The organism is Caldalkalibacillus uzonensis, from assembly GCF_030814135.1.
Lineage (GTDB): Bacteria > Bacillota > Bacilli > Caldalkalibacillales > Caldalkalibacillaceae > Caldalkalibacillus > Caldalkalibacillus uzonensis.
In genome coordinates, this window is record NZ_JAUSUQ010000001.1 from 81,439 (window position 1) to 106,839 (window position 25,401).

23 protein-coding genes are annotated in these 25,401 nt (G+C 46.5%); all 23 read left to right on the forward strand.

Translation table 11 applies throughout. The annotated features are described in order from the left end of the window. Window positions 1–17: 17 nt before the first annotated feature. Window positions 18–1,061 carry an aspartate-semialdehyde dehydrogenase gene (locus J2S00_RS00430; RefSeq protein ID WP_307334297.1) on the forward strand — a complete coding sequence of 348 codons (1,044 nt, stop codon included), beginning with the start codon at window positions 18–20 and terminating at the stop codon, window positions 1,059–1,061. 49 nt (window positions 1,062–1,110) lie between these two features. Then, window positions 1,111–2,337 carry an aspartate kinase gene (gene dapG / locus J2S00_RS00435; RefSeq protein WP_307334300.1) on the forward strand — a complete coding sequence of 409 codons (1,227 nt, stop codon included), beginning with the start codon at window positions 1,111–1,113 and terminating at the stop codon, window positions 2,335–2,337. Between the two features lie 22 nt (window positions 2,338–2,359). Continuing rightward, window positions 2,360–3,226 carry a 4-hydroxy-tetrahydrodipicolinate synthase gene (gene dapA / locus J2S00_RS00440; protein WP_307335182.1) on the forward strand — a complete coding sequence of 289 codons (867 nt, stop codon included), beginning with the start codon at window positions 2,360–2,362 and terminating at the stop codon, window positions 3,224–3,226. Between the two features lie 201 nt (window positions 3,227–3,427). Continuing rightward, window positions 3,428–5,095 (forward strand): ribonuclease J, encoded by a 1,668-nt coding sequence (locus tag J2S00_RS00445; RefSeq protein ID WP_307334302.1) that lies wholly within the window; start codon window positions 3,428–3,430, stop codon window positions 5,093–5,095. 131 nt (window positions 5,096–5,226) lie between these two features. After that, on the forward strand, window positions 5,227–6,042 hold the full coding sequence (locus J2S00_RS00450) for a ClpP family protease (protein ID WP_307334304.1): 816 nt from the start codon (window positions 5,227–5,229) through the stop codon (window positions 6,040–6,042). Window positions 6,043–6,056: 14 nt separating this feature from the next. Beyond that, window positions 6,057–6,257 (forward strand): YlzJ-like family protein, encoded by a 201-nt coding sequence (locus J2S00_RS00455; protein WP_307334307.1) that lies wholly within the window; start codon window positions 6,057–6,059, stop codon window positions 6,255–6,257. A gap of 97 nt (window positions 6,258–6,354) precedes the next feature. Next, complete coding sequence (locus J2S00_RS00460) at window positions 6,355–8,742, forward strand: FtsK/SpoIIIE family DNA translocase (RefSeq protein ID WP_307334310.1); 2,388 nt, start codon at window positions 6,355–6,357, stop codon at window positions 8,740–8,742. Window positions 8,743–8,843: 101 nt separating this feature from the next. After that, window positions 8,844–10,130 (forward strand): EF-P 5-aminopentanol modification-associated protein YfmF, encoded by a 1,287-nt coding sequence (gene yfmF, locus J2S00_RS00465; RefSeq protein WP_307334311.1) that lies wholly within the window; start codon window positions 8,844–8,846, stop codon window positions 10,128–10,130. Further along, window positions 10,127–11,407 (forward strand): EF-P 5-aminopentanol modification-associated protein YfmH, encoded by a 1,281-nt coding sequence (yfmH, locus tag J2S00_RS00470; protein WP_307334313.1) that lies wholly within the window; start codon window positions 10,127–10,129, stop codon window positions 11,405–11,407. Before yfmF ends, yfmH begins: the two co-directional genes overlap by 4 nt. 41 nt (window positions 11,408–11,448) lie before the next feature. Further along, window positions 11,449–12,177 carry an elongation factor P 5-aminopentanone reductase gene (ymfI, locus tag J2S00_RS00475; protein WP_307334315.1) on the forward strand — a complete coding sequence of 243 codons (729 nt, stop codon included), beginning with the start codon at window positions 11,449–11,451 and terminating at the stop codon, window positions 12,175–12,177. A gap of 82 nt (window positions 12,178–12,259) precedes the next feature. Continuing rightward, window positions 12,260–12,520 carry a DUF3243 domain-containing protein gene (locus J2S00_RS00480; protein WP_307334317.1) on the forward strand — a complete coding sequence of 87 codons (261 nt, stop codon included), beginning with the start codon at window positions 12,260–12,262 and terminating at the stop codon, window positions 12,518–12,520. A gap of 143 nt (window positions 12,521–12,663) precedes the next feature. Next, window positions 12,664–13,476, forward strand: coding sequence for a DUF3388 domain-containing protein (locus J2S00_RS00485; RefSeq protein WP_307334320.1), 813 nt, complete (start codon window positions 12,664–12,666; stop codon window positions 13,474–13,476). Window positions 13,477–13,481: 5 nt separating this feature from the next. Continuing rightward, window positions 13,482–14,375, forward strand: coding sequence for a helix-turn-helix domain-containing protein (locus J2S00_RS00490; RefSeq protein ID WP_307334323.1), 894 nt, complete (start codon window positions 13,482–13,484; stop codon window positions 14,373–14,375). A gap of 200 nt (window positions 14,376–14,575) precedes the next feature. Next, window positions 14,576–15,166, forward strand: coding sequence for a CDP-diacylglycerol--glycerol-3-phosphate 3-phosphatidyltransferase (gene pgsA / locus J2S00_RS00495; RefSeq protein WP_307334325.1), 591 nt, complete (start codon window positions 14,576–14,578; stop codon window positions 15,164–15,166). Window positions 15,167–15,224: 58 nt separating this feature from the next. Next, window positions 15,225–16,466: a competence/damage-inducible protein A gene (locus J2S00_RS00500; protein ID WP_307334328.1), complete on the forward strand. Its 1,242-nt coding sequence runs from the start codon at window positions 15,225–15,227 to the stop codon at window positions 16,464–16,466. Between the two features lie 169 nt (window positions 16,467–16,635). Continuing rightward, window positions 16,636–17,688, forward strand: coding sequence for a recombinase RecA (gene recA, locus J2S00_RS00505; RefSeq protein WP_307334331.1), 1,053 nt, complete (start codon window positions 16,636–16,638; stop codon window positions 17,686–17,688). A gap of 70 nt (window positions 17,689–17,758) precedes the next feature. Next, complete coding sequence (locus tag J2S00_RS00510) at window positions 17,759–18,400, forward strand: RecX family transcriptional regulator (protein ID WP_307334334.1); 642 nt, start codon at window positions 17,759–17,761, stop codon at window positions 18,398–18,400. Between the two features lie 193 nt (window positions 18,401–18,593). Continuing rightward, window positions 18,594–20,147 (forward strand): ribonuclease Y, encoded by a 1,554-nt coding sequence (gene rny, locus J2S00_RS00515; RefSeq protein WP_370875803.1) that lies wholly within the window; start codon window positions 18,594–18,596, stop codon window positions 20,145–20,147. A gap of 95 nt (window positions 20,148–20,242) precedes the next feature. Next, window positions 20,243–21,046: a TIGR00282 family metallophosphoesterase gene (locus J2S00_RS00520; RefSeq protein WP_307334337.1), complete on the forward strand. Its 804-nt coding sequence runs from the start codon at window positions 20,243–20,245 to the stop codon at window positions 21,044–21,046. Between the two features lie 120 nt (window positions 21,047–21,166). Continuing rightward, complete coding sequence (gene spoVS / locus J2S00_RS00525; protein WP_307334340.1) at window positions 21,167–21,427, forward strand: stage V sporulation protein SpoVS; 261 nt, start codon at window positions 21,167–21,169, stop codon at window positions 21,425–21,427. A gap of 51 nt (window positions 21,428–21,478) precedes the next feature. Next, the gene (locus J2S00_RS00530; protein ID WP_307334343.1) at window positions 21,479–22,489 is read left to right on the forward strand and encodes a dipeptidase; all 1,011 of its coding nucleotides are present in this window, start codon (window positions 21,479–21,481) and stop codon (window positions 22,487–22,489) included. 181 nt (window positions 22,490–22,670) lie between these two features. Next, the gene (locus J2S00_RS00535; RefSeq protein ID WP_307334346.1) at window positions 22,671–24,401 is read left to right on the forward strand and encodes a 2-oxoacid:acceptor oxidoreductase subunit alpha; all 1,731 of its coding nucleotides are present in this window, start codon (window positions 22,671–22,673) and stop codon (window positions 24,399–24,401) included. Window position 24,402: 1 nt separating this feature from the next. Then, window positions 24,403–25,269, forward strand: coding sequence for a 2-oxoacid:ferredoxin oxidoreductase subunit beta (locus tag J2S00_RS00540; RefSeq protein WP_307334349.1), 867 nt, complete (start codon window positions 24,403–24,405; stop codon window positions 25,267–25,269). Window positions 25,270–25,401: the final 132 nt, after the last annotated feature.

The window sequence follows — 25,401 nt, forward strand, 5'->3', positions numbered from 1 at the left end:
CATGGGGAGGAGTTTTATTGATGAGTACTCAAACGTATCATGTTGCTGTTGTTGGTGCAACCGGCGCCGTTGGACAGCAGATGGTCAAACTGTTGGAAGAGAGACAGTTTCCGATTCATAAACTGACATTGCTTGCTTCTCGTCGTTCAGCGGGAAAGCAAGTCTCTTTCAAGGGAGAACAAATCACTGTTCAGGAAACGACACCTGATGCATTTGAAGAGGTCGATATCGCCCTGTTCAGTGCTGGAGGAAGTGTCAGTAAACAGTTTGCCAAAGAAGCGGTAAAACGAGGTGCACTGGTGATTGACAACACCAATGCCTTTCGCATGGAGCCTGATGTGCCCCTCGTTGTTCCGGAAGTGAATATGGGAGACATTGCCAAGCACCAGGGGATTATTTCCAATCCAAACTGTTCAACGATTCAAATGGTGGTTGCCCTTAAACCTATTAAGGATAAATACGGACTGAAACGCATTATTGTTTCTACCTATCAAGCAGTGTCCGGAGCAGGCAATGTGGCTCTGGAAGAGCTGAAGGAGCAAAGTGCCAAAGTTTTAAATGGCGAAGCGTTCACACCTGAAGTACTGCCGGTAGCGAAAGATAAAAAGAAATTCCAGATCGCCTTCAACGCCATTCCGCAAATCGATCTTTTCCAAGAGAATGACTATACCCTGGAAGAAATGAAAATGGTTAGGGAAACAAAGAAGATTATGCATGATGACACGATTGAAGTCGTTGCGACTTGCGTTCGTATTCCCGTCTTTACGGGCCACTCGGAGTCTGTCTATGTAGAGACGGAGCAAGAGGTGAACGTGGAAGAAGTGAGACAGCTTCTCCGTGAAGCACCAGGTGTCATTGTGGAAGATAATCCGGCAGAACAGGAGTATCCTTTGGCCACTCGTGCTGCTGGACGGCCTGAGGTGTTTGTGGGACGGATTCGTCGCGACCTCGACCGACCCAATGGCTTGCATATGTGGGTTGTCTCCGACAATCTGTTAAAAGGTGCCGCTTATAACAGCATTCAAATCGCCGAAGCTTATATTTCTAAATTTAAATCTTGAGCAGAGTGACGTGGCTTTAAGGCAGCAACCATCAAAGAGGGATGTATAGATGAAGATTATTGTTCAAAAATTTGGTGGAACATCGTTAAAGGATAGAGAGATCAGAGCCAGAGCGATTGAGCATATCAAAAAAGCAAAGGAAGAAGGATATCATGTGGTCGTGGTGGTCTCTGCCATGGGACGCAAAGGAGATCCGTACGCTACGGATACCCTGCTGGAGTTGATCAGACAAAACGGTAACCACCTTTCTGACCGGGAGCGCGACTTGTTGCTCAGCTGCGGGGAAATCATCTCCAGCACCACCTTATCCAGCATGTTAAATGCAGAAGGCATTCCGGCTGTCGCATTAACTGGCATGCAGGCGGGTATCCTGACAAATGACACTTTTGGCCAGGCTCAGATTATTTCTATTAACCCCCAGCGCATTTTGGATGAACTGGCCAGAGACAAAGTGGTCATAGTGTGCGGCTTCCAAGGCGGTACATCAGCAGGGGAGATGACTACCTTGGGCCGCGGTGGCAGCGATACCACAGCCACTGCTCTTGGTGTGGCGTTAAAAGCAGAGTATGTGGATATCTTTACGGACGTGGAAGGGGTTATGACCGCTGATCCCCGCATCGTTAAAGATGCAGCTCCGCTCAATTGGGTGACCTATACAGAGATCTGTAATTTAGCCTATCAAGGAGCTAAGGTCATTCATCCCCGCGCAGTTGAAATTGCCATGCAAAGTCAAGTGCCGATACGAGTGCGGAGCACAAGCTCAGATGACCCGGGCACTTTGGTGACCACATTAGACAAGGTCAGTCATTATCAACAGAATTTAAACGAGCGTTTAATTACAGGGATCGCATATGTCCCCCATTTGACTCAAATTAAAGTGTTGGCCAAAGACAATGAGTATGACCTGCAGTTAAAAGTATTTAAGGCGATGGCTGAAAATAAGATCAGTGTCGATTTTATCAATGTTAATCCTATGGGCGTGGCTTATACGGTGTTTAATGATGTGGCCGATCAAGCCATTGCACTGATCAAAGAGATGGGCTATGAGGTCAAAGTGGTTCCTCATTGTGCCAAAGTATCTACTGTTGGGGCAGGGATGGCTGGGGTTCCGGGCATTATGGCTCAAATTGTTGAAGCATTAACAGAGGAAGACATCCAGATATTGCAGTCTGCTGACTCCCATACCACTATTTGGGTTCTGGTCAAAGACGAAGATATGATCCGGGCTGTTAATGCCTTGCACCGCAAGTTTAACTTGCACAAGTTAAATCATTAAGCGTGTCGGAAGGGAGGTATCCCTGGTGGGATTTGGACGCTTGCATACAGCAATGGTAACTGCTTTTGATGAACAAGGAAATCTGGACTTGAATCGTCAAACAGACGTGATTGAACATCTCATTCAAACTGGAACTGAGACTATCATCGTGGCGGGAACAACCGGTGAATCTCCTACTTTATCCAAAGAAGAGAAGCTTGCCTTATTTGAACATACGCTTCAGGTGGCCGCTGGCAGAGTCAAAGTGATCGCCGGAACAGGTAGCAACAATACACGGGAATCAATAGCCTTAACCCAACAAGCTCAAGCCTTAGGGGTGGATGGGGTCATGCTGGTCACTCCTTACTATAACCGGCCTAACCAAGAAGGTTTGTATCAGCATTTTAAGGCGGTGGCCGAAGCTACTTCCTTACCGGTGATGTTATATAATGTGCCCGGCCGGACAAGTGTTAATATGGAAGCTGAGACCGTTTGCCGGCTGGCTGAGATTCCGAATATTACCATGGTCAAAGAAGCAAGTGGCAATCTGGGACAGATGACAGAGATTATTAAAGGTACACCGGATGATTTTCTGCTGTACAGCGGAGATGACAACCTGACTCTCCCTGTCTTGTCCATTGGTGGGTATGGCGTGGTCAGCGTGGCCAGTCATATTGTTGGCCGGGAAATGAGCCGCATGATTAAAGCTTTTGTGCAGGGAAATGTCAATGAGGCGGCTCAGCTTCATCGTGAGCTGTACCCCAAATGCAAAGCCTTGTTTGCCGCTCCATCTCCAGTGCCTGTTAAACTAGTACTGGCGAAACAAGGCGTTGATGCAGGCCCTGTCCGTCAGCCACTGGTTCCTTTGACAGACAGTGAAAAGCAACAGATTCTGACCCACTTTTATTAAGCGTAACTATGGGACACATTGATGTGAGTAAAAAAATGTACACTTTAAAATAGGTATAAAATGGTTAAATAAACTTGTGATCACCAACTCCCATCCTGTATAATATGATCAAGTGATAATGTGCGGTTTTTCAGGTTTGTGAAAGGGGCAGTGTTCGGGTGTAACTACAACTGAATATGGCAACATGGGAGGATAAATCAATTGTCAAAACAAAACGAACACAAATTGCTAATCTTCGCCCTGGGCGGTGTGGGCGAGATAGGTAAAAACATGTATGTTGTAGAATATGGAGACGACATTGTTGTTATCGATGCAGGACTTAAATATCCTGAAGAAGACATGCTGGGAATCGACATCGTCATCCCTGACATTACTTATCTGGAAGAGAACCAAGAACGCATCCGAGGCATTGTGGTTACACACGGTCATGAAGATCATACCGGCGCCTTACCCTATGTGTTAAAACGGATCAAAGCCCCTATCTTTGCCACCAAACTGACACTTGGCTTAATCGAGGGCAAACTGAAAGAAGCCAATATTTTGCACCAGGTCAAACGGGTGTTGATTCACAAAAGAAGCAAGATTAATCTGGGCTGCTTTACCCTCACCTTCTTCAAAACCAACCATAGTATTCCAGATTCGGTGGGGGTCTGTATAGATACACCCGAGGGACGAGTTGTCCACACTGGCGACTTTAAATTTGACTACACGCCCATTAATAATGAGTATGCTGACATTGGCCGCATGGCAGAGATTGGCGAGCAGGGTGTTCTGGCATTGCTCTCTGACAGCACTAACGCGGAACGTCCGGGCTACACCCGTTCTGAAAAAGAAGTGGGGCGGGCCATTACCGACCAATTTTTCAAAGCCAAAGGCCGCATTATCGTGGCCACTTTTGCCTCCAATATTCATCGTATTCAAAATGTCTTTGAAGCGGCCATGGAAACAAACCGCAAGGTGGCCATCGTCGGGCGCAGCATGCTCACTGTGGTACAGATTGCCCGGGATTTGGGCTATTTGCACGCCCCAGATGATTTGCTGATTGAAATTGACGAAATGAACCGTTTGCCTGCGCACAAAGTGTGTATCCTGTCTACGGGCAGCCAGGGTGAGCCGATGAGTGCTTTAACCCGCATGGCCAAAGCGAGTCATAAACAGGTGGACATCTTACCGGGAGATACGGTCATTTTTGCCGCCACGCCTATCCCTGGGAATGAGAAATTTGTCTCACGCACCATCGACCAACTGTTTAAGGCCGGTGCCCATGTCGTCTACGGATTGGAAGGTGTTCATGTTTCTGGTCACGGCAGCCAGGAAGAGTTAAAATTGATGCTCAACCTGATGAAACCTAAGTACTTCATTCCTATTCACGGAGAGTACCGCATGCTTCGCCAGCATGGCAAGCTGGCTGAAGCAACCGGTGTACCGGCGGAGAACATTTTCCTTATTGAAAACGGGGATATAGTGGAATTTCACAAAGGAAAAGCACGCCTGGGCAGCAAAGTGCCAGCCGGACATGTGCTCATTGACGGTCTTGGTGTAGGTGATGTGGGCAATATTGTGTTGAGAGACCGCAAACTATTATCACAAGATGGCATTTTGATTGTTGTAGTTACACTCTCTAAACAAAATGGTTCCGTTATTTCAGGACCGGACATTATCTCCCGTGGATTCGTTTATGTCCGTGAGTCTGAAGAGCTGATGGATGATGCAATTCAGCTTGTCACAACCACTCTGGAACGCTGTCTCGATGAGCAAACTCATGATTGGTCCACTTTGAAAAACAATGTCAGGGAAGCTTTAAGTCGTTTCCTTTATGACCAAACACGCCGGCGACCCATGATCTTGCCGATTATCATGGAAGCCTGACGCTCATTTTGGACTGTTTTACCTAACAGAGAGCCTTTACCCCTTTGCTGGGAAAAGGCTCTTTTTGTTTATTGACGATGGGTATGTAATCTTGTGACTGACAGATACTAAACGAAGAAGGAGGAGGAAAGATGACAGACAAAAATCCAACACGTGAAACCCAACCTGCCAAACAAGACCCGGGTGCACCAGCTTCTCCCCCCGGTCCGCAGAATCCCCCTTCTTCCCAGGAAAAACCAGGGGGGATCATGGACAAAATTCAACAACTGGGCACTCCAGGTTTACCCAACTTCCAGAGCAACATACATTGCTTAACGATTATTGGCCAAATTGAAGGACATCTTCAACTTCCGCCGCAAAACAAAACAACGAAATATGAACACATTATTCCCCAGCTGGTGGCAGCGGAACAAAACCCCAATATTGAGGGCATTCTGATTGTCCTCAATACGGTTGGTGGAGATGTTGAAGCTGGTTTGGCCATTGCCGAGATGATTGCCAGTTCGTCTAAACCGACGGTCGCGCTTGTTTTGGGAGGAGGACACAGCATTGGTGTGCCTGTTGCCGTAGCGGCCGATTACAGTTTCATTGCTGAAACAGCCACTATGACAATTCATCCCGTACGTTTAACGGGGTTGGTGATTGGTGTCCCTCAAACCTTTGAATATTTGGATAAAATGCAGGACCGGGTGGTCAGCTTTATCACCCGCCACTCCAATATAAAACCGGAAAAATTCAAGGAACTCATGTTTAAAACAGGAGAATTGACAAGGGATATTGGTACCAATGTCATCGGCAGTGATGCTGTCAGCTACGGATTGATCGATGAGGTGGGCGGATTGGGGCAGGCCCTCAGCAAGCTGAATGAACTGATTCAAGCTGCAAAAGGGCAACAGGAGGAAGAGCACTTGCAGCAAGAACAACAACAGGAAGGGATGCTGCAATGATTATTTACACGTCAATGCCATTGGAATGGGTGTATGAAGGTTATGAACAATTTAATCCCCATTTTGAAGAGATTGATTATAAAGGGGTTAAAATGATGATTGAGCCCAGTGGTCCGTATCAGGCCAAAATTGTGCGCTTACTAAGTGCTAATCCCCAAGATTATTTGAACCCCAACTATTCTCCAGGCTCTGTGATTTATTTTCGGTCCTCCTGACCGCTAGTCTACTTTACCAAATCATGCTATACTAATGAAAAATAGCCGATTTGTCATCGGCTGTTTTTCATTCTATCTTACATAAGGGGTTGACCCGATGGCAGGCAAGCGTAAACGAAGAAAACAAGCGCGAAAAGAGCGGATCAAACGTGCGTTATTATACGAGTTGTATGGTCTTATCCTTTTGGCTTTCTCAGTCATTGCCCTTGTTCAACCGGGGGCTGTTGGCAGATTATTCAGGGGAATGTTTCGCTTTTTTGCCGGTAACTGGGACTTTATCCTCCCTTTAGGTATGGCCTTCATTTCTGTCTATTTGGTTATCAAGCGTGCTTGGCCGAGATGGCATTACCGATGGACAGGCATTGTCTTGATCATTTGTTCCCTGTTGATTCTCAATCATTATACTCTTTTTCAATCCTTAACTGATGACGGACGTTTCCCCCAATCGGTGCTAAAGATGACGTGGAACCTGTTCGTAGAAGATGTCACCGCGGAGATTCCCACGGTAGATCTTGGAGGCGGCATGATTGGAGCTGTCCTGTTTGCCGCATTACATTTTATGGTGGCTGATACAGGTACATTGATTGTCATTTTTTTCCTTATATTAATCGGCCTGATGCTGTTGTTTGGGATTTCTTATGTTGATATTTTAAAAGCGGTGCGCCGCTTCAGCCGCCGCAGTGCGGAATGGCTGAAGGAAAAGCGTCTCACGTTTAAAGAGTTGATGAAAGAGGCTGACCATGAAGTCATTACAGCCCAGCAATCAAGGGCCAAATCGGTCCATAAGTATGAAGCCCGCTTAGGCAGAGAGATGACGGTTCACCGGGCTGATGAATTTGCATCAGGAGAAACTTCCCATGATCAAGCCGACCCAGTCATCCGCGACTTTACGGATGTGGCTTATGAAGAAGAGCGGACCGAGATCGTTGATGCGGTTCAAAGCAAGCCTAACCTAGCAGTGGAACCGAAGGAAAAAGTGCAGACAGAAGCGGCTGCAGATGGACAGAAACCTGTTACTGCTGATGATGTGATTGCTTACCGGGAAGACGGAGAAGAAAGTGACTACATGCTCCCACCTTTTTCTCTGTTACGCAAGCAGTCCAAACATCAGCAGGCAGGGATACAGGATATGCGGGCCAATGCCCGCAAACTGGAAAGAACGCTGGAAAGCTTCGGGGTCAATGCTAAAGTCACACAGGTTCATCGTGGACCTGCTGTGACGCGTTATGAGGTGCATCCGGCCGTTGGCGTGAAGGTGAGCAGAATTGTCAGCTTGGCAGACGACATTGCTTTGGCCTTGGCCGCCAAAGGGATTCGCATCGAAGCGCCCATTCCGGGAAAGTCGGCGATTGGGATCGAAGTGCCCAATAAAGATGTGGCCATGGTCACTTTAAGAGAAGTGTTGGAGAGTTCCGCTTTCCATGAATCTAAGTCTAAACTGAGCATTGCCTTGGGTCGTGACATTTCAGGGGAACCGATTGTTGCCCATTTGAACAGAATGCCGCACCTGCTGGTGGCTGGGGCAACGGGAAGCGGAAAGAGCGTGTGTATTAACAGCATCATTACCAGCCTTCTGTATAAGGCCAAACCCCATGAAGTGAAACTGATGATGATCGATCCGAAGATGGTAGAGCTGAATGTCTACAACGGCATTCCCCATCTGCTGGCTCCCGTTGTGACAGACCCCAAAAAAGCCGCCCTGGCCTTGAAAAAAGTGGTGGCCGAAATGGAGCGGCGCTATGAGCTGTTTGCCCACAGTGGAACGCGGGATATTGACAAATATAACGATTTAATCCGCAAAGAGAATGCTAAGGATGCAGAAGCTAAAAAACCGCTGCTTCCCTATATTGTGATAATCATTGACGAACTGGCTGACCTGATGATGGTGGCTCCGGGTGATGTGGAAGATGCCATTTGCCGCCTGGCACAAATGGCCCGTGCGGCAGGCATACACTTGATTATTGCTACTCAGCGTCCATCAGTGGATGTGATCACCGGTGTGATCAAAGCCAATATTCCTTCCCGCATTGCTTTCGGCGTCTCTTCCCAGGCCGACTCCCGAACCATTTTGGATATGGGTGGTGCAGAAAAGCTGTTGGGGCGGGGAGACATGCTGTTTTTGCCTGTGGGCGCAGCCAAGCCGTTACGTGTACAGGGGGCCTTTATTTCCGATGAGGAAGTGCAAGAGATTGTCACCTATTGCATTAACCAGCAAAAAGCTCAATACCATGAAGAGATGATTCCTGAACAGGCGGATGAACAGACAGGGGAGTCTGTGGAAGATGAACTGTATGACCAGGCTGTTGAGCTGGTTATTCAGCAGGGCTCTGCTTCTGTTTCCATGCTGCAAAGGCGTTTCCGCATTGGTTATACAAGAGCGGCCCGCTTGATTGATGCCATGGAAGCGAATGGGATTGTGGGACCGTATGAAGGAAGCAAACCGAGGGAAGTGCTGGTGTCCAAAGAGGAAAGTCATATTTCATAACAGAAAGCATTGATATGTCAGAAAACCTTATTGGGTGGATGACGACGCTGTTAGCTGAATACACTAAAAGAAAGTAGTTCGAGAGAAGGGAGACCACATGGATGGCAGATCAGTTTCAATCGACTCGTGTTAACCAGATTCCGGTTCATTTGATCTCTACACCGAAATACAAAACCAATTTTATTTCCGTCTACATCCGCCACCCTCTGACAGAAGAAGATCATACCAAGGTGGCTTTACTGCCCTCAGTTTTAAAAAGGGGAACGGAAAAGTATCCGACAGCCCAGCATGTGCGCCGGGTTCTGGATGATTTGTATGGGGCATCGTTATCCACTGATGTGGTTAAACGGGGAGAAGAGCAGGTGGTCATTTTCAGGCTGCAAGTGGCCAACGAAAAATTTTTGACCGATCAGGAACCTCTGTTCGAACGGGGCATTCAGTTGTTAAGCGAGATCATCATGCGCCCCCGCCTGGAAAACGGTGTATTCCATCCTCGTCATGTTGAACTGGAAAAAGACCTTTTGGAGCGTAAACTGAGCCAGATCAAAGATGATAAAATACGGTATGCCAACAAACGGTGCACGGAGGAAATGTTTAAAGAAGAACCCTACAGACTTTTCGCCTACGGCTCCAAAGAACAGTTGGCAGACATTACTCCTGAATCACTGTATCAGTTTTACCAACGGGTCTTGAGCACCCATCCTGTGGATTTATTCGTAGTAGGGGATCTACATAAAGAATATATCACTGAAATGGTTGACAAACACTTCAACCTGCCCCGTACTGAACCTCTAGACATTCCTCGTGTCTCTGTCAAACAGGAAGTGGACGAAGAACGGAGAGTGGTTGAAAAAACAAAAATTTCCCAGGGTAAATTGCATATTGGTTGCCGGACACAAACGGCTTATGTCGATGAGGATTACATCGCCTTGCTTGTCTTCAATGGCCTGTTTGGTGGATTTTCCCATTCCAAGCTCTTCCGCCATGTGCGGGAAAAAGAATCTCTGGCTTATTATGTGAACTCCAGTATTGAAAGTCACAAAGGCTTCATGATGATCATGTCGGGGATTGATTTCAACCATTACGACAAAACGGTTCAGATTATTAGACAGCAGTTGCAGGAAACAGCAAATGGTCATATCACGGATGAGGAATTGAATCAAACCAAAGCCATGCTCATCAACCAGATCAGGGAAGCTAACGACCAGCCTTTCCAATTGATGGAGCGCTTTTTTCATGGCATTGTCGGTGGTAAGGAGCGAGGAAGTGAGACCCTGATCCAGGACATTCGACAGGTGACGAAAGAAGAGATCCAGCGTGTCGCTCAAAAAGTGCAAATTGATACCATCTACTTTTTAACTTCTGAAGAAACGGGGGACGCCTCATGAGTGCAGAAGAGATTGTCTTTGACCAACTGCAGGAAACGTTATATTACGAACAGTTGCCGAACGGGTTGGATGTGTATGTACTGCCCAAACAGGGGTTTAACAAAACCTATGCCACCTTTACTACAAAATACGGTTCCATCGACAATCATTTTGTTTCCCATCAAGGGGAAGAAATAAAGGTACCCGACGGGATTGCCCATTTTTTGGAGCACAAAATGTTTGAAGAAGATGAAGGGGATGTCTTCAATGAGTTCAGTCAGTATGGCGCCCAAGCAAATGCATTTACCAGTTTTGACATGACGGCTTATCTCTTCTCCTGCACTGACCACGTCAAAAAAAATTTGAGCACACTGTTAAACTTTGTGCAAAACCCGTATTTTACAGATCAAAATGTGGAAAAAGAAAAAGGCATTATCGAGCAGGAAATCCGCATGTATCAGGATAATCCGGATTGGCGGGTTTATTTTGGCTTTATTGAGGCCCTTTATCACCGTTTGCCGGTCAAAGTTGACATTGCTGGCACGGTGGACTCCATCTACCGGATTAACAAAGAACTGCTCTATACCTGTTATGAAACCTTTTATCACCCCAGCAACATGCTGTTATTTGTGGTTGGGGCTGTTCAACCTGGGGAGATTTTTGACCTGGTTAAGGAAAATCAAGCCCAGAAATCATTTCAGCCTGCCCGGGAGATTAAACGTCTGTTTGAGCAAGAACCGGACTCCGTAGCACAAGAACGGCATGAGATTGAACTGAAGGTGGATATGCCCAAAATATTTATGGGCTTTAAGGAAACCAACGTGGGGCTTAACGGCAAAGAGATGCTGAAACAGGAGCTGTCCACGCATATATTAATGGAAATGATTCTCGGTCCCACCTCCAATGTCTACGAACAACTGATGGAGGAGGGACTAATCGATGATTCCTTTGCCATTGATTATAATCTGGAACAAAAATATGGCTTCTCTATGATCGGTGGCAATACCCGACATCCGGAAAAATTACTGCAGCGGGTAAAGGATACGCTGGCTCAAGTGAAAAGGGAGGGTTTGGAGAAGGCCGAGTTTGAACGGAACCGTAAAAAGAAAATCGGGCATTTCCTCAAAGCGCTAAACTCCCCTGAGTTTATTGCCACACAATTTACCCGGTACAAATTTAACGAGATCGATTTATTTGACATTATACCGGTCTTGGAGTCCTTGCGCTTTGAAGATATTGAACAGCGCCTGGCTGAACATGTGAATGACGATCAGTTTGCGGTGTGTATCGTCAAATAACAGCAACGTGTAACCGACGGAAGGAAAAGGGGAGAACGGAGTTGGCCAAAGTGGCATTGATTACGGGTGCAACAGGCGGAATTGGTCAGGCAACAGCGATGAAGCTGGCGCAAAGTGGTTATTTCTTGCAGCTACATTACCATTCCAACCATCAAGTTGCAGCCTGTCTGCAAGAACAACTGGCTGCCACATATGGCATAGAGGTTGACATTCATGGTGCAGATTTAAGTCATCCCCAGGGTGTTGAGCAGTTGCTGCAGGGGCTGACCAGGAAGCCGGATATTCTCATCCACAACGCAGGTCAGGCTCATGTTGCTTTGTTTACTGAGATTTCTGAACGGGACTATGAGCGCATGATCCAATTGCATCTCACTTCACCGTTTAAGCTGACACAGCGTCTCTTACCCTCGATGATCACCAATCACTGGGGACGAATTGTCTATGTTACCTCCATTTGGGGAGAAACCGGCGGCTCGTGTGAAACCCTCTATTCCATGGTCAAAGGCGGGTTAAACGCCTTGACCAAGGCCTTGGCCAAGGAGCTGGCCCCTTCCGGCATTACAGTAAATGCTGTTTCTCCCGGTGCCATCGAAACACCGATGCTTGAGGGGTATACACCTGAGGAAAAGCAAGCCTTGGCCGAAGCTATTCCCTCCGGACGCTTGGGTCTTCCTGAGGAAGTGGCCCATGCCATCCATTTTTTGATTTTGGAGGAAAGCAGCTATATTACGGGAGATATTTTACGGGTGAATGGCGGTTGGCTAACTTGAGGCATGCATAAAATACCTGCAGCTAACCATATTAAGAGATGAAAGTCCCATTTTATTACGTAGGATGGCGAGGAGGGAAAATATGTCTATTTTAGATAATTTTGAGCAATGGAAAGACTTTTTAGGTGACCGCTTGCATGCAGCACAGGAAGAAGGGATGACCCAGGAAGTCATTAACGAAATGGCTTACCGCATTGGTGACTATCTGGCTGCTGAAGTGGATCCAAAAAACGGTGAGGAACGTTTACTCAAGGCTTTGTGGGAAGTGGGCAGTGAAGAAGAACAAAAAATGCTTGCCCAGCTGATGGTGAAACTGGTCCAAAATGAGGGAACGACTCACTGAACCAAGGAAACACGTTGGCTCAGCATAAACGCTCTTTCACAGGAAAGGGCGTTTATCTGTTTACATTTAACCCAAAAATTTTTAAATTAAATGTAGCAGGAACTCTTTCAAATTGTGTAGAATAGTGTCGGTAGCGGATTGTCATGCTGGAAGGATGGATAAGTGTGGCTGATGAAAAGCAAGAAAAAAAAGTGTGGTATTTGGAGTATCTGATTCATGAAAACCGCCCTGGTTTGCTTGGTGATATCTCTTCTCTGTTGGGAATGTTAAAGATAAATATCATTACGATTAATGGTGTCGACTTGAACCGGCGGGGGCTGATATTGGAAAGTGACGATGATGAACGCATTGAATTGCTCAGAAGTCTCTTGGAGCGGGTCAATAATATCTCTCTGACCAAGTTGCGTCATCCCAAGCTGCGGGACCGCCTGGCCGTACGCCATGGCCGTTATATCTCCCGGGATGCCGATGATAAGAAAACCTTTCGTTTTGTCCGTGATGAAATCGGGCTTTTGGTTGATTTTCTGGCCGAAATTTTCAAAAAAGAGGGGCACCAGTTGATCGGTATCAGAGGAAGGCCGAGAGTGGGCAAGACAGAATCGATTGTGGCCTCCAGTGTGTGTGCGAATAAGCGTTGGTCGTTTGTTTCGTCCACTTTATTGAAACAAACCATTCGCAGTCAAATGGCCGATGACGAACGATCTACCGATCATGTCTTTATTGTTGATGGGATTGTATCGACGCTGCGGGCTCCTGAACAACACCAAACATTACTGAGGGAAATTTTACGTTTGGATGCGACAAAAGTGGTGGAGCACCCTGATATTTTCGTGCGTTACACCGAATACAGTTTGGAGGATTTTGACTATATTATTGAATTGCGTAACTTCGAAGATGAAGAAATCCCCACTGACATTGACCCTCATATCTCAACCTTTGACAGTGAATGGAGGTGACTGACTTGTCTGAACTGGGCCGCTATCTGAAAGAGACCCGCAAGGAAAAGAAGATGACGCTGGAGGATATCCAGGAAGTGACCAAGATTCGCAAACGGTATTTGGAGGCGATCGAAAAAGGGGAATATAATGCTTTGCCCGGTGCTTTTTACGCCCGAGCGTTTATTAAAAGTTATGCTGAAGCTCTTGGGCTTAACCCCGAGCAAGTGCTGGAGCAGTTTGCCCAGGAACTTCCCCGTGTTCCTCAGGCGCCTGCCGAGCAGATACCTACGCGACAGCGCAGGAGCAAGAGAGCACGAAGATCCGCTTCCCCAAAGGGAGGAAAGTGGGTATCCAATCTCATTTTTTATGCCTTTTTACTGTTAATTGGCTTCGTGTTTTACATCGCTTTTGTGAGCTTTGTCAATCCTGAAGCTGAATCCCCCATGGACGATGCCCCTGGCGTGAACAGTGAAGGTGACGAACTGGTCTCTGGAGGGGAGGAGGGTGAAGAAACACATGAAACCGATGCTGAAAATGGTGGAGAGAATCAGAATGAGAATAAATCTGCCCAGCAATCAGAAGAGCCAGATTCTGAACCTGTCTTAACCAGAGAGAGGACAGAAGGGAACCGAACCTACTATACATATGAGCATGTTGGAGAGGCAATTGTCCGTCTGGAAGCAGTTAACGGGAACGTATGGTACAGCTTAAATGATGAAGTAGCTGAAACGGAAATCGAGCAGTTGAACCTGCAACATGGTTCGGACCGAGAGTGGGATCTTTCCGGCTATGAACAAGTGAGGTTTCACTTTGGCAACACGCCTGGCGCCCAATTGTATATTAATAATGAGCCAGTTGATTTGTCCGGGTTATCCCATGTTCATCATATTGTGATCAGTTTTAATCCAGTGGATTAAAAAACACCCAGTCATGTTGATGAGCGATGCTAATGCCGTCAATATGGCTCTTCTCTTCTTGTGCAAGATAATTGGTGCAAAGCTGTTGCCGTATTTTGACACGCTATGGACCATGTATTATACTGATATCAGTATCCTGCAGTCCTGTGACTACTGTAACATTCCTACATCATTGTTGCCGATGACTTGGAGGAAAACTGATGAATTTAGCGAATAAAATTACCTTGGCCAGGGTTTTCCTGGTTCCGATTGTCATGCTGTTTTTACTGATCCGTTTTGATCTGGGCTCCGTTACTTTTGCCGGCATGACCATTACCTATTCCGAAATTATCGCCACGGTTGTTTTTATCATCGCTGCAAGTACAGACGGGCTTGACGGGTATATCGCCCGCAAGCGTAAAATGGTGACCAATTTCGGAAAGTTTTTGGATCCTTTGGCCGATAAACTGTTGATTACGGCTGCCTTAATTTCCCTTGTGGACAGGGGAAGCATTGAAGGCTGGATGGCGATCGTGATTATCAGCCGTGAGTTTGCTGTCACAGGGCTGAGATTGGTTGCTGCGGCTGACGGGCATGTCATCGCAGCAAGTCCTTTGGCTAAATTGAAAACATTGACGCAGATTATAGCCATTGTGACCGTGATGCTCAACAATTTCCCCTTTGGTCTGATTGGCATTCCCTTTGATACCATTGCCATGTGGGTTGCCGTCATTGTGACCATCTTATCAGGCATCGATTATTTTGTGAAAAACCGAAAAGTGATACAATTTAAGCGTTCCATGCCCAAATAACGGACAAGGTTGATGAACCACCTTGTCCGTTTTATGCCTCATTAAGGGAGTGAAAAGTGTGCAAGCCGAGATTATTGCAGTTGGTACAGAGCTCTTGTTGGGACAAATCACCAATACAAACGCCCGGTTCTTGTCTGAACAATTGAATTCCTTGGGCATTTCTGTTTATTTTCACTCAGTTGTGGGAGATAATCCAGACCGGTTAGCCGCCCAACTGGCGATTGCCCATTCCCGTTCCGACCTGGTGCTCTTAACAGGGGGATTGGGACCAACCAAAGATGATCTGACTAAAGAGATCGTGGCCCGTCATGCGGGACGCTCATTAACTCTTGACCTGCAAGCGATGGAAACAATCCAGCACTTTTTTGAAACCAGACAAGTCCCAATGACCGAAAACAACAGGCGTCAGGCCCTGGTGATTGAAGGGGCCCATGTCTTTCCCAATGAAACCGGATTGGCACCGGGAATGGCTGTCAAACATGAAGGGGTCTGGTATCTTTTGTTTCCCGGGCCACCAAGTGAATTGACCCCCATGTTTAAAAACCATGCCCGTCCATTTCTGGAAAGTCTGTTGGCTGACCAACATATTGTCCATTCCAAAGTGATGCGGTTTTGCGGAATTGGGGAGTCAGCACTGGAAAGCCGGCTGGAGGACCTGATTGACCAGCAGACCAATCCTACCATCGCCCCCTTGGCCAAAGAAGGGGAAGTAACTCTGCGCTTGACCAGTTTGGCCAAAAGCAAAGCCGAGGCGGAACAACAGATGAGAAGCCTTATTGCCGAGATTCAATCCCGGGTGGGCAAGTACCAGTATGGCTGGGATGAAGAGACACTGGAAGAAGTCCTTGTTCGTCTTTTGCAGAAAAGAAATTTGACAGTAGCGGCTGCGGAAAGTTGCACGGGTGGTTTAGTCAGCCATTTGATCACGCGGGTCAGTGGAGCGAGCCAAGTATTCCCGGGAGGGATTGTCTGCTACTCCACAGGCGTGAAAGCAGCAGAGTTAGGTGTTTCCCCTGAAGTTTTGCGTCAGGATGGGGCTGTCAGCGAAGCGGGAGCACGGATGTTGGCTGAAGGGGTGCGCCAAAAATTTAACACAAATCTCGGAGTATCCGTTACCGGTGTGGCAGGGCCGGAACAACAGGAAGGAAAACCTGTGGGACTTGTCTATATTGGTGTAGCAAGTGCACAAGATACAACCGTTCAAAAGTTAAACTTGGGAGGGCTGCGCAACACCATTCAGCAGCGGGCAGCCAAATTGGCTTTGTTTTACCTCATTAAGACTGTTGAAACATTGGTGTGAGTGCATGCTTGTCTGCAAGGGAATAAATGTTCGATTTTGCTATTGGCAAATCAGGAAAAAGAGGGTATGATAGACTTAAACAACAGCATTAGCAGTACATAGCTGCGTTAAAAATATGCACCAACTAGTCATGATGTATATGGAAAATATTAAAAAGGAGAGTTGAATGATGTCTGATCGTCGGGCAGCCTTGGACATGGCCTTGCGTCAAATCGAAAAACAGTTTGGCAAAGGATCAATCATGAAATTGGGAGAGGCGGCAGCCAACAACCAAGTGTCCACCATTTCCAGCGGAGCGCTTGCTTTAGATATTGCCTTAGGTGTGGGTGGCTATCCGCGGGGGCGGATTGTGGAAATATATGGTCCCGAATCGTCAGGTAAAACGACGGTGGCCTTACATGCCATTGCTGAAGCCCAAAGGATGGGGGGACAAGCTGCTTTTATCGATGCGGAACACGCCCTTGATCCCCAATATGCCAAAAACTTAGGGGTTAATATCGATGAGCTGCTCCTGTCCCAACCTGATACAGGGGAACAAGCCTTAGAAATCGCTGAAGCGCTCGTGCGCAGCGGAGCGATTGACATCATTGTCATTGACTCTGTGGCGGCCCTGGTGCCCAAAGCTGAGATTGAGGGAGAGATGGGAGATTCCCACGTGGGTCTGCAAGCCCGCCTCATGTCCCAAGCTTTGCGCAAACTTTCCGGTGCCATCAGCAAATCGAAAACAATCGCCATTTTTATTAACCAAGTGCGTGAAAAAGTAGGCGTTATGTTTGGTAATCCGGAAACCACACCTGGTGGACGTGCTTTGAAATTTTATGCCAGCATCCGCCTTGATGTCCGCCGGGCAGAAACCATTAAACAAGGTAATGACCTGATCGGTAACAAAACGAAGATTAAAGTGGTAAAGAACAAAGTGGCTCCCCCGTTTAAGTCATGTGATGTGGATATTATGTACGGTGAAGGCATTTCCCGTGAAGGCAGTGTGCTGGATATGGCTGCAGACCTGGATATTGTTCAGAAAAGCGGAGCCTGGTATTCTTACAATGAAGAGCGCCTGGGACAGGGCCGGGAAAATGCCAAACAATATTTGATTGAGCATCCTGAGCTGTGCCAGGAGATTGAAAATAAAATCAGGGAACATTTTGGCCTGGAAGCTGTCACTCAGCCCATTAACGAGAACAGTGAGATGAAGGAAACATTAGCCCTTGATTTGGAATAGTGATAAGTTTGGAAGGGGGAGACTCCCCCTTTTCTTGCTTTAATGGCCGAAAGAAAAGAGGTTTTTCTTGATGAGCAGGAAGATAACAAAAGTGATCCAACACAGTCGCAATCCACACCGCTATCACATCTATGTCAATGATGAATATGCTTTTTCTGTTCACGAAGATGTTGTTGTTGACAAGCGGCTGCTTAAAGGCAAAGCAGTAGACGAGGCGGAGCTAGAGGCCATTGTCAAAGAAGAAGAGAAAAAGAAAATTGAACGTGCCGGTTTGCGTTATCTCAGCTACCGGCCCCGTACGCAGAGCGAAATGAGAGTTTATCTGCAGCAGAAGGGATTTGACCAAGCTCTGATAGAAGAAGTGATTGTCAAATGGGTCGGGGAAGGATACCTGAATGATGAAGCTTTTGCTGTCCAATGGATTGAAGAACGTCTCTCCACAAAGCATAAAGGGCGTTATCTTCTTCGTCAGGAATTGAAGGAAAAGGGCATTGATGAACAAGTAATCCGGAGTGCCTTAAGCCGGATTGATCACAGGGCTGAGCAGGAAGCCTGTCTTAAGCTCGCCCAAAAGCGAATGAAAAGGTATGAGGGACTTGAACCCACAAAAAGAAAGCACAAACTATTTGCCTATTTAAGCCAAAGGGGTTATCCGTTACATGTAATCGAAACTGTTTATGAACAGCTTATGGATGATGAGCACGATTTTTAGTCTGGCGAAACAACTTGACATGACGCTGGGACAAATATACAATTAAAATGCACATTTATCATGTGTGCTGCCAGACAAACGGGGTAGACAGACTTGTTTTTCTTTTTTTTGGGAAAAAACAGGTGGATGGACACAACTGAATGAAGAGGGAGTTCACACTGAGCCAGCAATGAGTGCAAGAGGAGGTGAGACGATGACATTAACGATTGACCTGCTCCTAGGCATCTCCATTTTGCTGGTCTCTGTTGCTGTCGGTGTAGGTGTTGGGTACTTCGTTCGTAAATCGATTGCCGAAGCCAAAATTAAAAGTGCGGAACAGGCTGCCGGGCAAATCATAGAAAACGCCAAAAAAGAAGCCGAAGCGTTAAAGAAAGAGACAATCTTGGAGGCGAAAGACGAAGCCTTTAAGATCCGGTCCGAAGCGGAAGAAGAATTTAAAGAACGTCGCCAGGAAATCCAACAACAAGAACGCCGGATCATTCACAAAGAAGAGGCGCTCGATCGCAAGCTGAACGCTTTGGAACAAAAAGAAGAATCCCTCAACCAAAGACAACGACAAGTTGAAGAGATGGAAAGCAAAGTGGAAGCTTTATATAAAGAGCAGCAGGCAGAGTTGGAGCGAATCGCCAATTTAAGTCAAGAAGAAGCAAAGCAGATGATCCTGTCCAATGTGGAGAAGGAAGTCCGCCATGAAGCTGCCATGCTGGCTAAGGAGATTGAAACACAAGCCAGGGAAGAAGCCGAGAAGAAAGCACGGGAAATTCTATCATTAGCCATTCAGCGCTGCGCTGCTGATCATGTAGCGGAAACGACTGTTTCTGTCGTCAATCTGCCTAATGATGAGATGAAGGGCCGGATTATTGGCCGGGAAGGCCGTAATATTCGCACCTTGGAAACACTCACAGGGATCGATTTGATTATTGATGATACGCCTGAAGCAGTGATTTTGTCCGGTTTTGATCCGGTTCGGCGGGAGATTGCCAAAACAGCGCTGGAGAAATTGGTTGCCGATGGACGCATTCATCCGGCACGGATTGAAGAAATGGTAGAAAAAGCGCGCCGTGAAGTAGATGAGCGCATTCGTAACTACGGTGAACAAGCTACATTTGAAACAGGCGTACATGGTCTTCATCCCGACATTATCAAAATTCTGGGCCGCTTACACTTTAGGACGAGTTATGGCCAAAATGTACTGAAACACTCGATGGAGGTGGCCTTCTTAGCAGGGCTGATGGCTGCTGAGTTGGGTGAAGATGTCAATCTGGCTAAACGGGCCGGATTGTTGCACGATATTGGTAAAGCCATCGACCATGAAGTGGAAGGCAGTCACGTTGAGATTGGTATCGAATTGGCCAAAAAATATAATGAACCTGAAGTGGTCATTAACGGGATTGCTTCCCACCACGGAGATGTGGAACCGACTTCAGTGATTGCTGCATTAGTAGGGGCTGCAGATGCCTTATCTGCTGCCCGGCCTGGCGCAAGGCGTGAAACACTGGAGACCTACCTGAAACGATTGGAAAAATTAGAGGAAATAACTGAATCATTTGATGGCGTGGAAAAATCATACGCTATTCAGGCCGGCCGAGAGGTACGGATATTGGTCAAACCGGATATGGTGGATGACCTAGAGGCTTATCAACTGGCCCGGGAAATTACCAAAAAAATTGAGAGTGAACTGGATTATCCCGGCCATATTAAAGTGACCGTGATCCGGGAAACCCGGGCAGTGCAATATGCAAAGTAAACAGATTGTGTGAATAATAAAGTGGCGTTTGAGCCACTTTATTTTTTTGAGTGAAAGAATATGATAAAATGAAAACAGAAGCAAGGAGGGAATACATGAAAGTATTATTTATCGGGGATATAGTCGGTTCGCCCGGACGGGACATGGTTAAAAAATATTTGCCAAAACTTAAAGCAAAATATCAGCCAACCGTGACGATTATCAACGGTGAAAATGCTGCCGGTGGTAAAGGCATCACTGAAAAATTGGCCAAACAATTATTTGAAGCTGGGGCCCAGGTGATCACTCTAGGCAATCATACGTGGGACCAAAAAGATACAGGAGACTTTCTGGAAAAAGCCGCCAACGTGATACGTCCTGCAAACTTCCCCGAGGGAACGCCCGGCAAAGGACACACGATCCTTAATATGAATCAGCTTAAAATTGCCGTGATTAATCTGCAAGGACGCACTTTTCTGCCGGCCATTGATTGTCCGTTCCGAAAAGCAGATGAATTGATTGATATAGTAAAAAAAGAGACCGATATTATTTTCGTTGATTTTCATGCGGAAGCGACCAGTGAAAAGGAAGCGATGGGCTGGTATTTGGATGGTAAAGTTTCTGCAGTGGTAGGTACCCATACCCATGTTCAGACGGCAGATGAGCGAATTTTACCCAAACAAACGGCTTACATTACTGATGTGGGTATGACAGGTCCCCGCAACGGTATATTAGGCATGAAAAAAGAAGCGATTTTATACCGGTTTCTGACCGCCATGCCAGCTCGCTTTGAGGTATTGAAAGAAGGCCCGGCCCAACTCAATGCTGTCTTGGTGACTATCAACGGCGAAACTGGAAAAGCGTTGGACATAGCCCGCATCCGGATTGATGATGATCACCCTTTCAATGCCGATCAATAGTCCGAAGTAATAGGAAAAATATTTAGAATTTTTTAGTTCCGAAGCAGGAATTATTACAGCCGACCGCGAATACACATAGAAGTGATATCAATCATCACACTAAATGAGGAGGAACAAAAAATGGAGGTATTAAAAGTTTCAGCAAAATCTAATCCCAATTCTGTAGCTGGTGCACTTGCTGGTGTGTTAAGGGAACGTGGATCCGCTGAAATTCAGGCCATTGGTGCTGGTGCACTCAACCAAGCGGTTAAAGCCGTAGCGATTGCCAGAGGGTTTGTAGCACCTAGTGGTGTTGACCTTATTTGCATTCCTGCTTTCACTGATATCTTGATTGACGGTGAAGAACGGACAGCCATAAAGCTAATTGTAGAACCTAGATAATGAAGTGGGACCTGTCTGCCTTTTTTTGGGCAGACAGGTTTCTGTTTTAAATTGGATGCACTGTTTGCTGTTTATAACGATGAACATGGATCAGAAAGGATCATGCCAATGAAAGGACATGTATTTGATGGCCATTGTGATGTGTTGTTCCGCTTGTGGGAGAAGGGGGATGCACAGCTTTTTTTTACCTCGGCGGAGGAGCTGCACTGTTCCTTTCAACGTTTGAAGAAGGGACAAGTTAAAGTACAAACCATGGCTATTTTTGTTCCGCCTGAGGTACCTCAGGCTCAAAAACTGACGGAAGCTTTGCGTATGATAGATATTTTTCACCATCATATCCTAAGATCCGCAAAAGGGGTTCGTCTCATCAAAGACCGGGAAACCTTGGAGCGAGTTGAACAAGATGATGCCCTGTTTGTCATATTGTCAATGGAAGGAGCAGAACCGATTGGAGATAATCTGCTGTTTTTAAGAACGTTTTATGAGTTAGGTGTCAGAAGTATGGGACTGACATGGAACCACCGCAATATGGTAGCTGACGGTGTGGGTGAGCCTAATCCTGGTGGGTTGTCACAATTTGGAATAGAAGTGGTAGAAGAAATGAATCGTCTAAAGATGGCAATCGATATTTCCCACCTGGCTGAACCTGCTTTCTGGGATGTTATCTCCCGCTCAAGACAGCCGGTGATGGCCTCCCACTGTAATGCCAGAAAACTTTATGAACACCGCCGTAATCTGACAGACGAGCAGTTAAAAGCTATTTTTGAAATGAAAGGTTTAGTGGGTATCAACTTTGTACCCTATTTCCTAGGCGGAGATGACTCCGTTTCCATTGAATCTGTTTTATACCAAATCGATCATATGGTCTCTTTGGGGGGAGAGGATTATATCGGTTTTGGCTCTGACTTTGATGGGATTGATTCAACAGTTCAAGGATTGGAACATAGCGGCAAGTGGCCTCGTTTGATAGAGACATGCCAAAAACATTTTTCCGCTGACTTTCTTGATAAAATTCTATTTACCAATTGGAAAAACTATTATTTAAGAGTATGGAGCAATTAATAAAAATACGTTACAATAATATGAGAAAATCACTTACTACTTTTTAGATGAAAAGGGTTGCAATTTTAGGCCGATAGGTCTACAATTGTAAAAGTTTAAGAAGTGATTCTCTAATTTTTATGATTCTTTTTCTTCTAAATACAACGTCATGATGGTAAGGGTAGAAGGAGTGGAAATGTTCATGATGAATCAACTTTCATGGAAAGTTGGCGGCCAACAAGGAGAAGGGATTGAAAGTACAGGGGAGATCTTCGCGGTTGCCCTCAAGCGTATGGGCTATCATTTGTATGGTTATCGCCATTTTTCGTCTCGAATCAAGGGGGGCCATACGAACAACAAAATCAGAGTCAGCACCAGGCCGACCCGGGCCATTTCGGATGATCTGGACGTTCTAGTCGCTTTTGACCAGGAAACGATCGATCTTAATATCCACGAATTGGCTGAGCACGGCATTGTCATTGCTGACAGCAAGTTTAATCCCAAGCTGCCGGAAGGGGCAAATGGAACTTTGTATGCTGTCCCTTTTACCCAGATTGCAGATGAACTAGGCAGCTCTTTAATGAAAAACATGGTGGCTGTTGGCGCATCAGCCTCAGCACTGGGCATTAATATTGATGCGTTCCATGATGTCGTCAGAGAGATATTTAAACGTAAAGGTGACAAAATCATTGACATGAACATTCAAGCCCTGAATAAAGGGTATGATGTATTTATGGAACAGGCCGGGGGAGAGCTGGAAAGTCTGCGTCTGGAGCAAGCCGACGGCAAGAAGCGTATGTTTATGATTGGTAACGATGCCATCGCCCTGGGGGCCATTGCAGCTGGTTGCCGTTTGATGGCTGCTTATCCTATCACACCCGCTTCCGAAATTATGGAATATTTGATTAAGAAATTGCCTGAGTTTGGTGGAACTGTTGTTCAGACCGAAGACGAAATTGCAGCGATTACCATGGCTATTGGCGCCAACTTTGGAGGTGTACGAGCCTTGACCGCTTCGGCAGGCCCTGGTCTTTCTTTGATGATGGAAGGCATTGGCCTGGCCGGCATGACAGAGACACCCGTCGTCATTGTTGATACTCAGCGGGGCGGCCCCAGCACAGGTTTGCCGACCAAACAGGAACAAAGTGACATCAATGCCTTGATTCACGGTACTCACGGCGAGATCCCGAAAGTGGTCATTGCACCGAGTACCGCGGAAGAGGCTTTTTATGATACCGTAGAAGCCTTTAATATTGCAGAGGAATTGCAATGCCCGGTTATTATTGCTTCTGACCTGCAGTTGTCACTGGGTAAACAGACCGTTGATCCCCTGGATTACAGTCGGGTCGAGATCCGCCGGGGTAAATTGCTTGATGAAGTTCCTGAACAGGGAGACGAGCTGTTTAAACGGTTTGAGATCACCGATGACGGTATTTCTCCGCGGGTGCTTCCCGGAACAAAAAACGGCTTGATTCATGCCACTGGCGTTGAACACGGGGAAAACGGACGCCCGTCCGAAGATGCCGTAAACCGTAAATTACAAATGGATAAACGCTTGCGCAAGTTAAGCAACCTTAAATTCTACAAGCCTTTAACCTTTGATGCCAAGTATGAAGATCCTGACATTCTGGTGTTGGGTATGGGTTCCACGGTGGGTACCATTACCGAAGCCAAAGAGCGGCTTGAGGCCGAGGGCCATAAAGTGAACCATGTCCACGTCCGCTTGCTGCACCCATTCCCAACTGATGAACTGAAACCATATATTGAAAGTGCCAAACAAGTGCTTGTGGTTGAAAACAACGCCACCGGCCAGCTGGCCAATCTGGTGCGACTGAACGTGGGGTATGCTGAAAAAATACGTCAATTAAACAAATATGACGGTAATCCGTTCTTGCCCCACGAAATTGAAAAAGGATTAAAGGAGCTGTTATAAGATGGCCACTTTCAAAGATTTTCGCAATAAAGTGAAACCAAACTGGTGCCCAGGATGCGGTGACTTCTCCGTCCAGGCCGCTTTGCAGCGCGCCGCTGCCAATGTGGGTTTGGAGCCGGAGGACCTGGCTGTTGTAGCTGGAATTGGCTGCTCTGGACGTATCTCCGGGTATATTAATGCCAACGGATTTCATGGTGTTCATGGGAGAGCGCTGCCCATTGCCCAAGGGCTGAAACTGGCCAACCGGGATCTGACTGTTGTCGCTGCAGGGGGAGACGGAGACGGATTTGCCATCGGTTTGGGACATACATTGCATGCCATCCGTCGCAACATTGATCTTACCTATATTGTCATGGATAACCACATCTATGGTCTGACCAAAGGGCAAACCTCTCCCCGCTCTCAGGTTGGTTTTAAAACAAAAAGTACACCTGACGGGCAAATTGAATCACCAATCGCCATTCTTGAAGCAGCCTTAACGGCAGGAGCCACCTTTGTTGCCCAAAGCTTCTCCAGTGACTTGAAAGGATTAACTTCCTTAATTGAGCAAGGTATGAAACATAAAGGATTCGCCCTCATCAATGTGTTCAGTCCTTGCGTCACTTACAATAAAGTGAACACCTATGATTGGTATAAAGAAAACCTGACTGACCTGTCCAGCATTGAAGGTTATGATCCTCACAACCGTTTGCAAGCGATGCAAGTGCTCATGGAACACAATGGGTTAGTCACCGGTCTGATTTATCAAGATCTTGATAAACCGGCTTATGAAGACCAGTTAAAAGGATTTAAGAAAGAGCCGCTGGCCCATCAATCCATCCACATCAGTGAAGAAAAATTTAATGATTTGGTTCACGAGTTTATGTAAACTGATGCGTAAATAATAAATGTGAGCGCTGAAAGGGGGAAGCACTGCTTCCCCCTTTTTTGCAATGTAGAGACCGTCATTCCGGCAAGATACACAATCGAAATCACGCTGAATGAAGCAGGAGGTATGGCA

Bases quoted from the DNA above. Each gene is read 5' to 3' on its own strand.
- J2S00_RS00510 (WP_307334334.1), top strand. From the start codon at position 17,759: ATGAGCAGGAAGATAACAAAAGTGATCCAACACAGTCGCAATCCACAC.
- recA (WP_307334331.1), top strand. From the start codon at position 16,636: ATGTCTGATCGTCGGGCAGCCTTGGACATGGCCTTGCGTCAAATCGAA.
- dapG (WP_307334300.1), top strand. From the start codon at position 1,111: ATGAAGATTATTGTTCAAAAATTTGGTGGAACATCGTTAAAGGATAGA.
- J2S00_RS00540 (WP_307334349.1), top strand. From the start codon at position 24,403: ATGGCCACTTTCAAAGATTTTCGCAATAAAGTGAAACCAAACTGGTGC.
- J2S00_RS00485 (WP_307334320.1), top strand. From the start codon at position 12,664: ATGCTGGAAGGATGGATAAGTGTGGCTGATGAAAAGCAAGAAAAAAAA.
- J2S00_RS00450 (WP_307334304.1), top strand. From the start codon at position 5,227: ATGACAGACAAAAATCCAACACGTGAAACCCAACCTGCCAAACAAGAC.
- J2S00_RS00455 (WP_307334307.1), top strand. From the start codon at position 6,057: ATGCCATTGGAATGGGTGTATGAAGGTTATGAACAATTTAATCCCCAT.
- yfmF (WP_307334311.1), top strand. From the start codon at position 8,844: ATGGCAGATCAGTTTCAATCGACTCGTGTTAACCAGATTCCGGTTCAT.
- J2S00_RS00460 (WP_307334310.1), top strand. From the start codon at position 6,355: ATGGCAGGCAAGCGTAAACGAAGAAAACAAGCGCGAAAAGAGCGGATC.
- yfmH (WP_307334313.1), top strand. From the start codon at position 10,127: ATGAGTGCAGAAGAGATTGTCTTTGACCAACTGCAGGAAACGTTATAT.
- J2S00_RS00480 (WP_307334317.1), top strand. From the start codon at position 12,260: ATGTCTATTTTAGATAATTTTGAGCAATGGAAAGACTTTTTAGGTGAC.
- spoVS (WP_307334340.1), top strand. From the start codon at position 21,167: ATGGAGGTATTAAAAGTTTCAGCAAAATCTAATCCCAATTCTGTAGCT.
- J2S00_RS00520 (WP_307334337.1), top strand. From the start codon at position 20,243: ATGAAAGTATTATTTATCGGGGATATAGTCGGTTCGCCCGGACGGGAC.
- J2S00_RS00535 (WP_307334346.1), top strand. From the start codon at position 22,671: ATGATGAATCAACTTTCATGGAAAGTTGGCGGCCAACAAGGAGAAGGG.
- pgsA (WP_307334325.1), top strand. From the start codon at position 14,576: ATGAATTTAGCGAATAAAATTACCTTGGCCAGGGTTTTCCTGGTTCCG.
- rny (WP_370875803.1), top strand. From the start codon at position 18,594: ATGACATTAACGATTGACCTGCTCCTAGGCATCTCCATTTTGCTGGTC.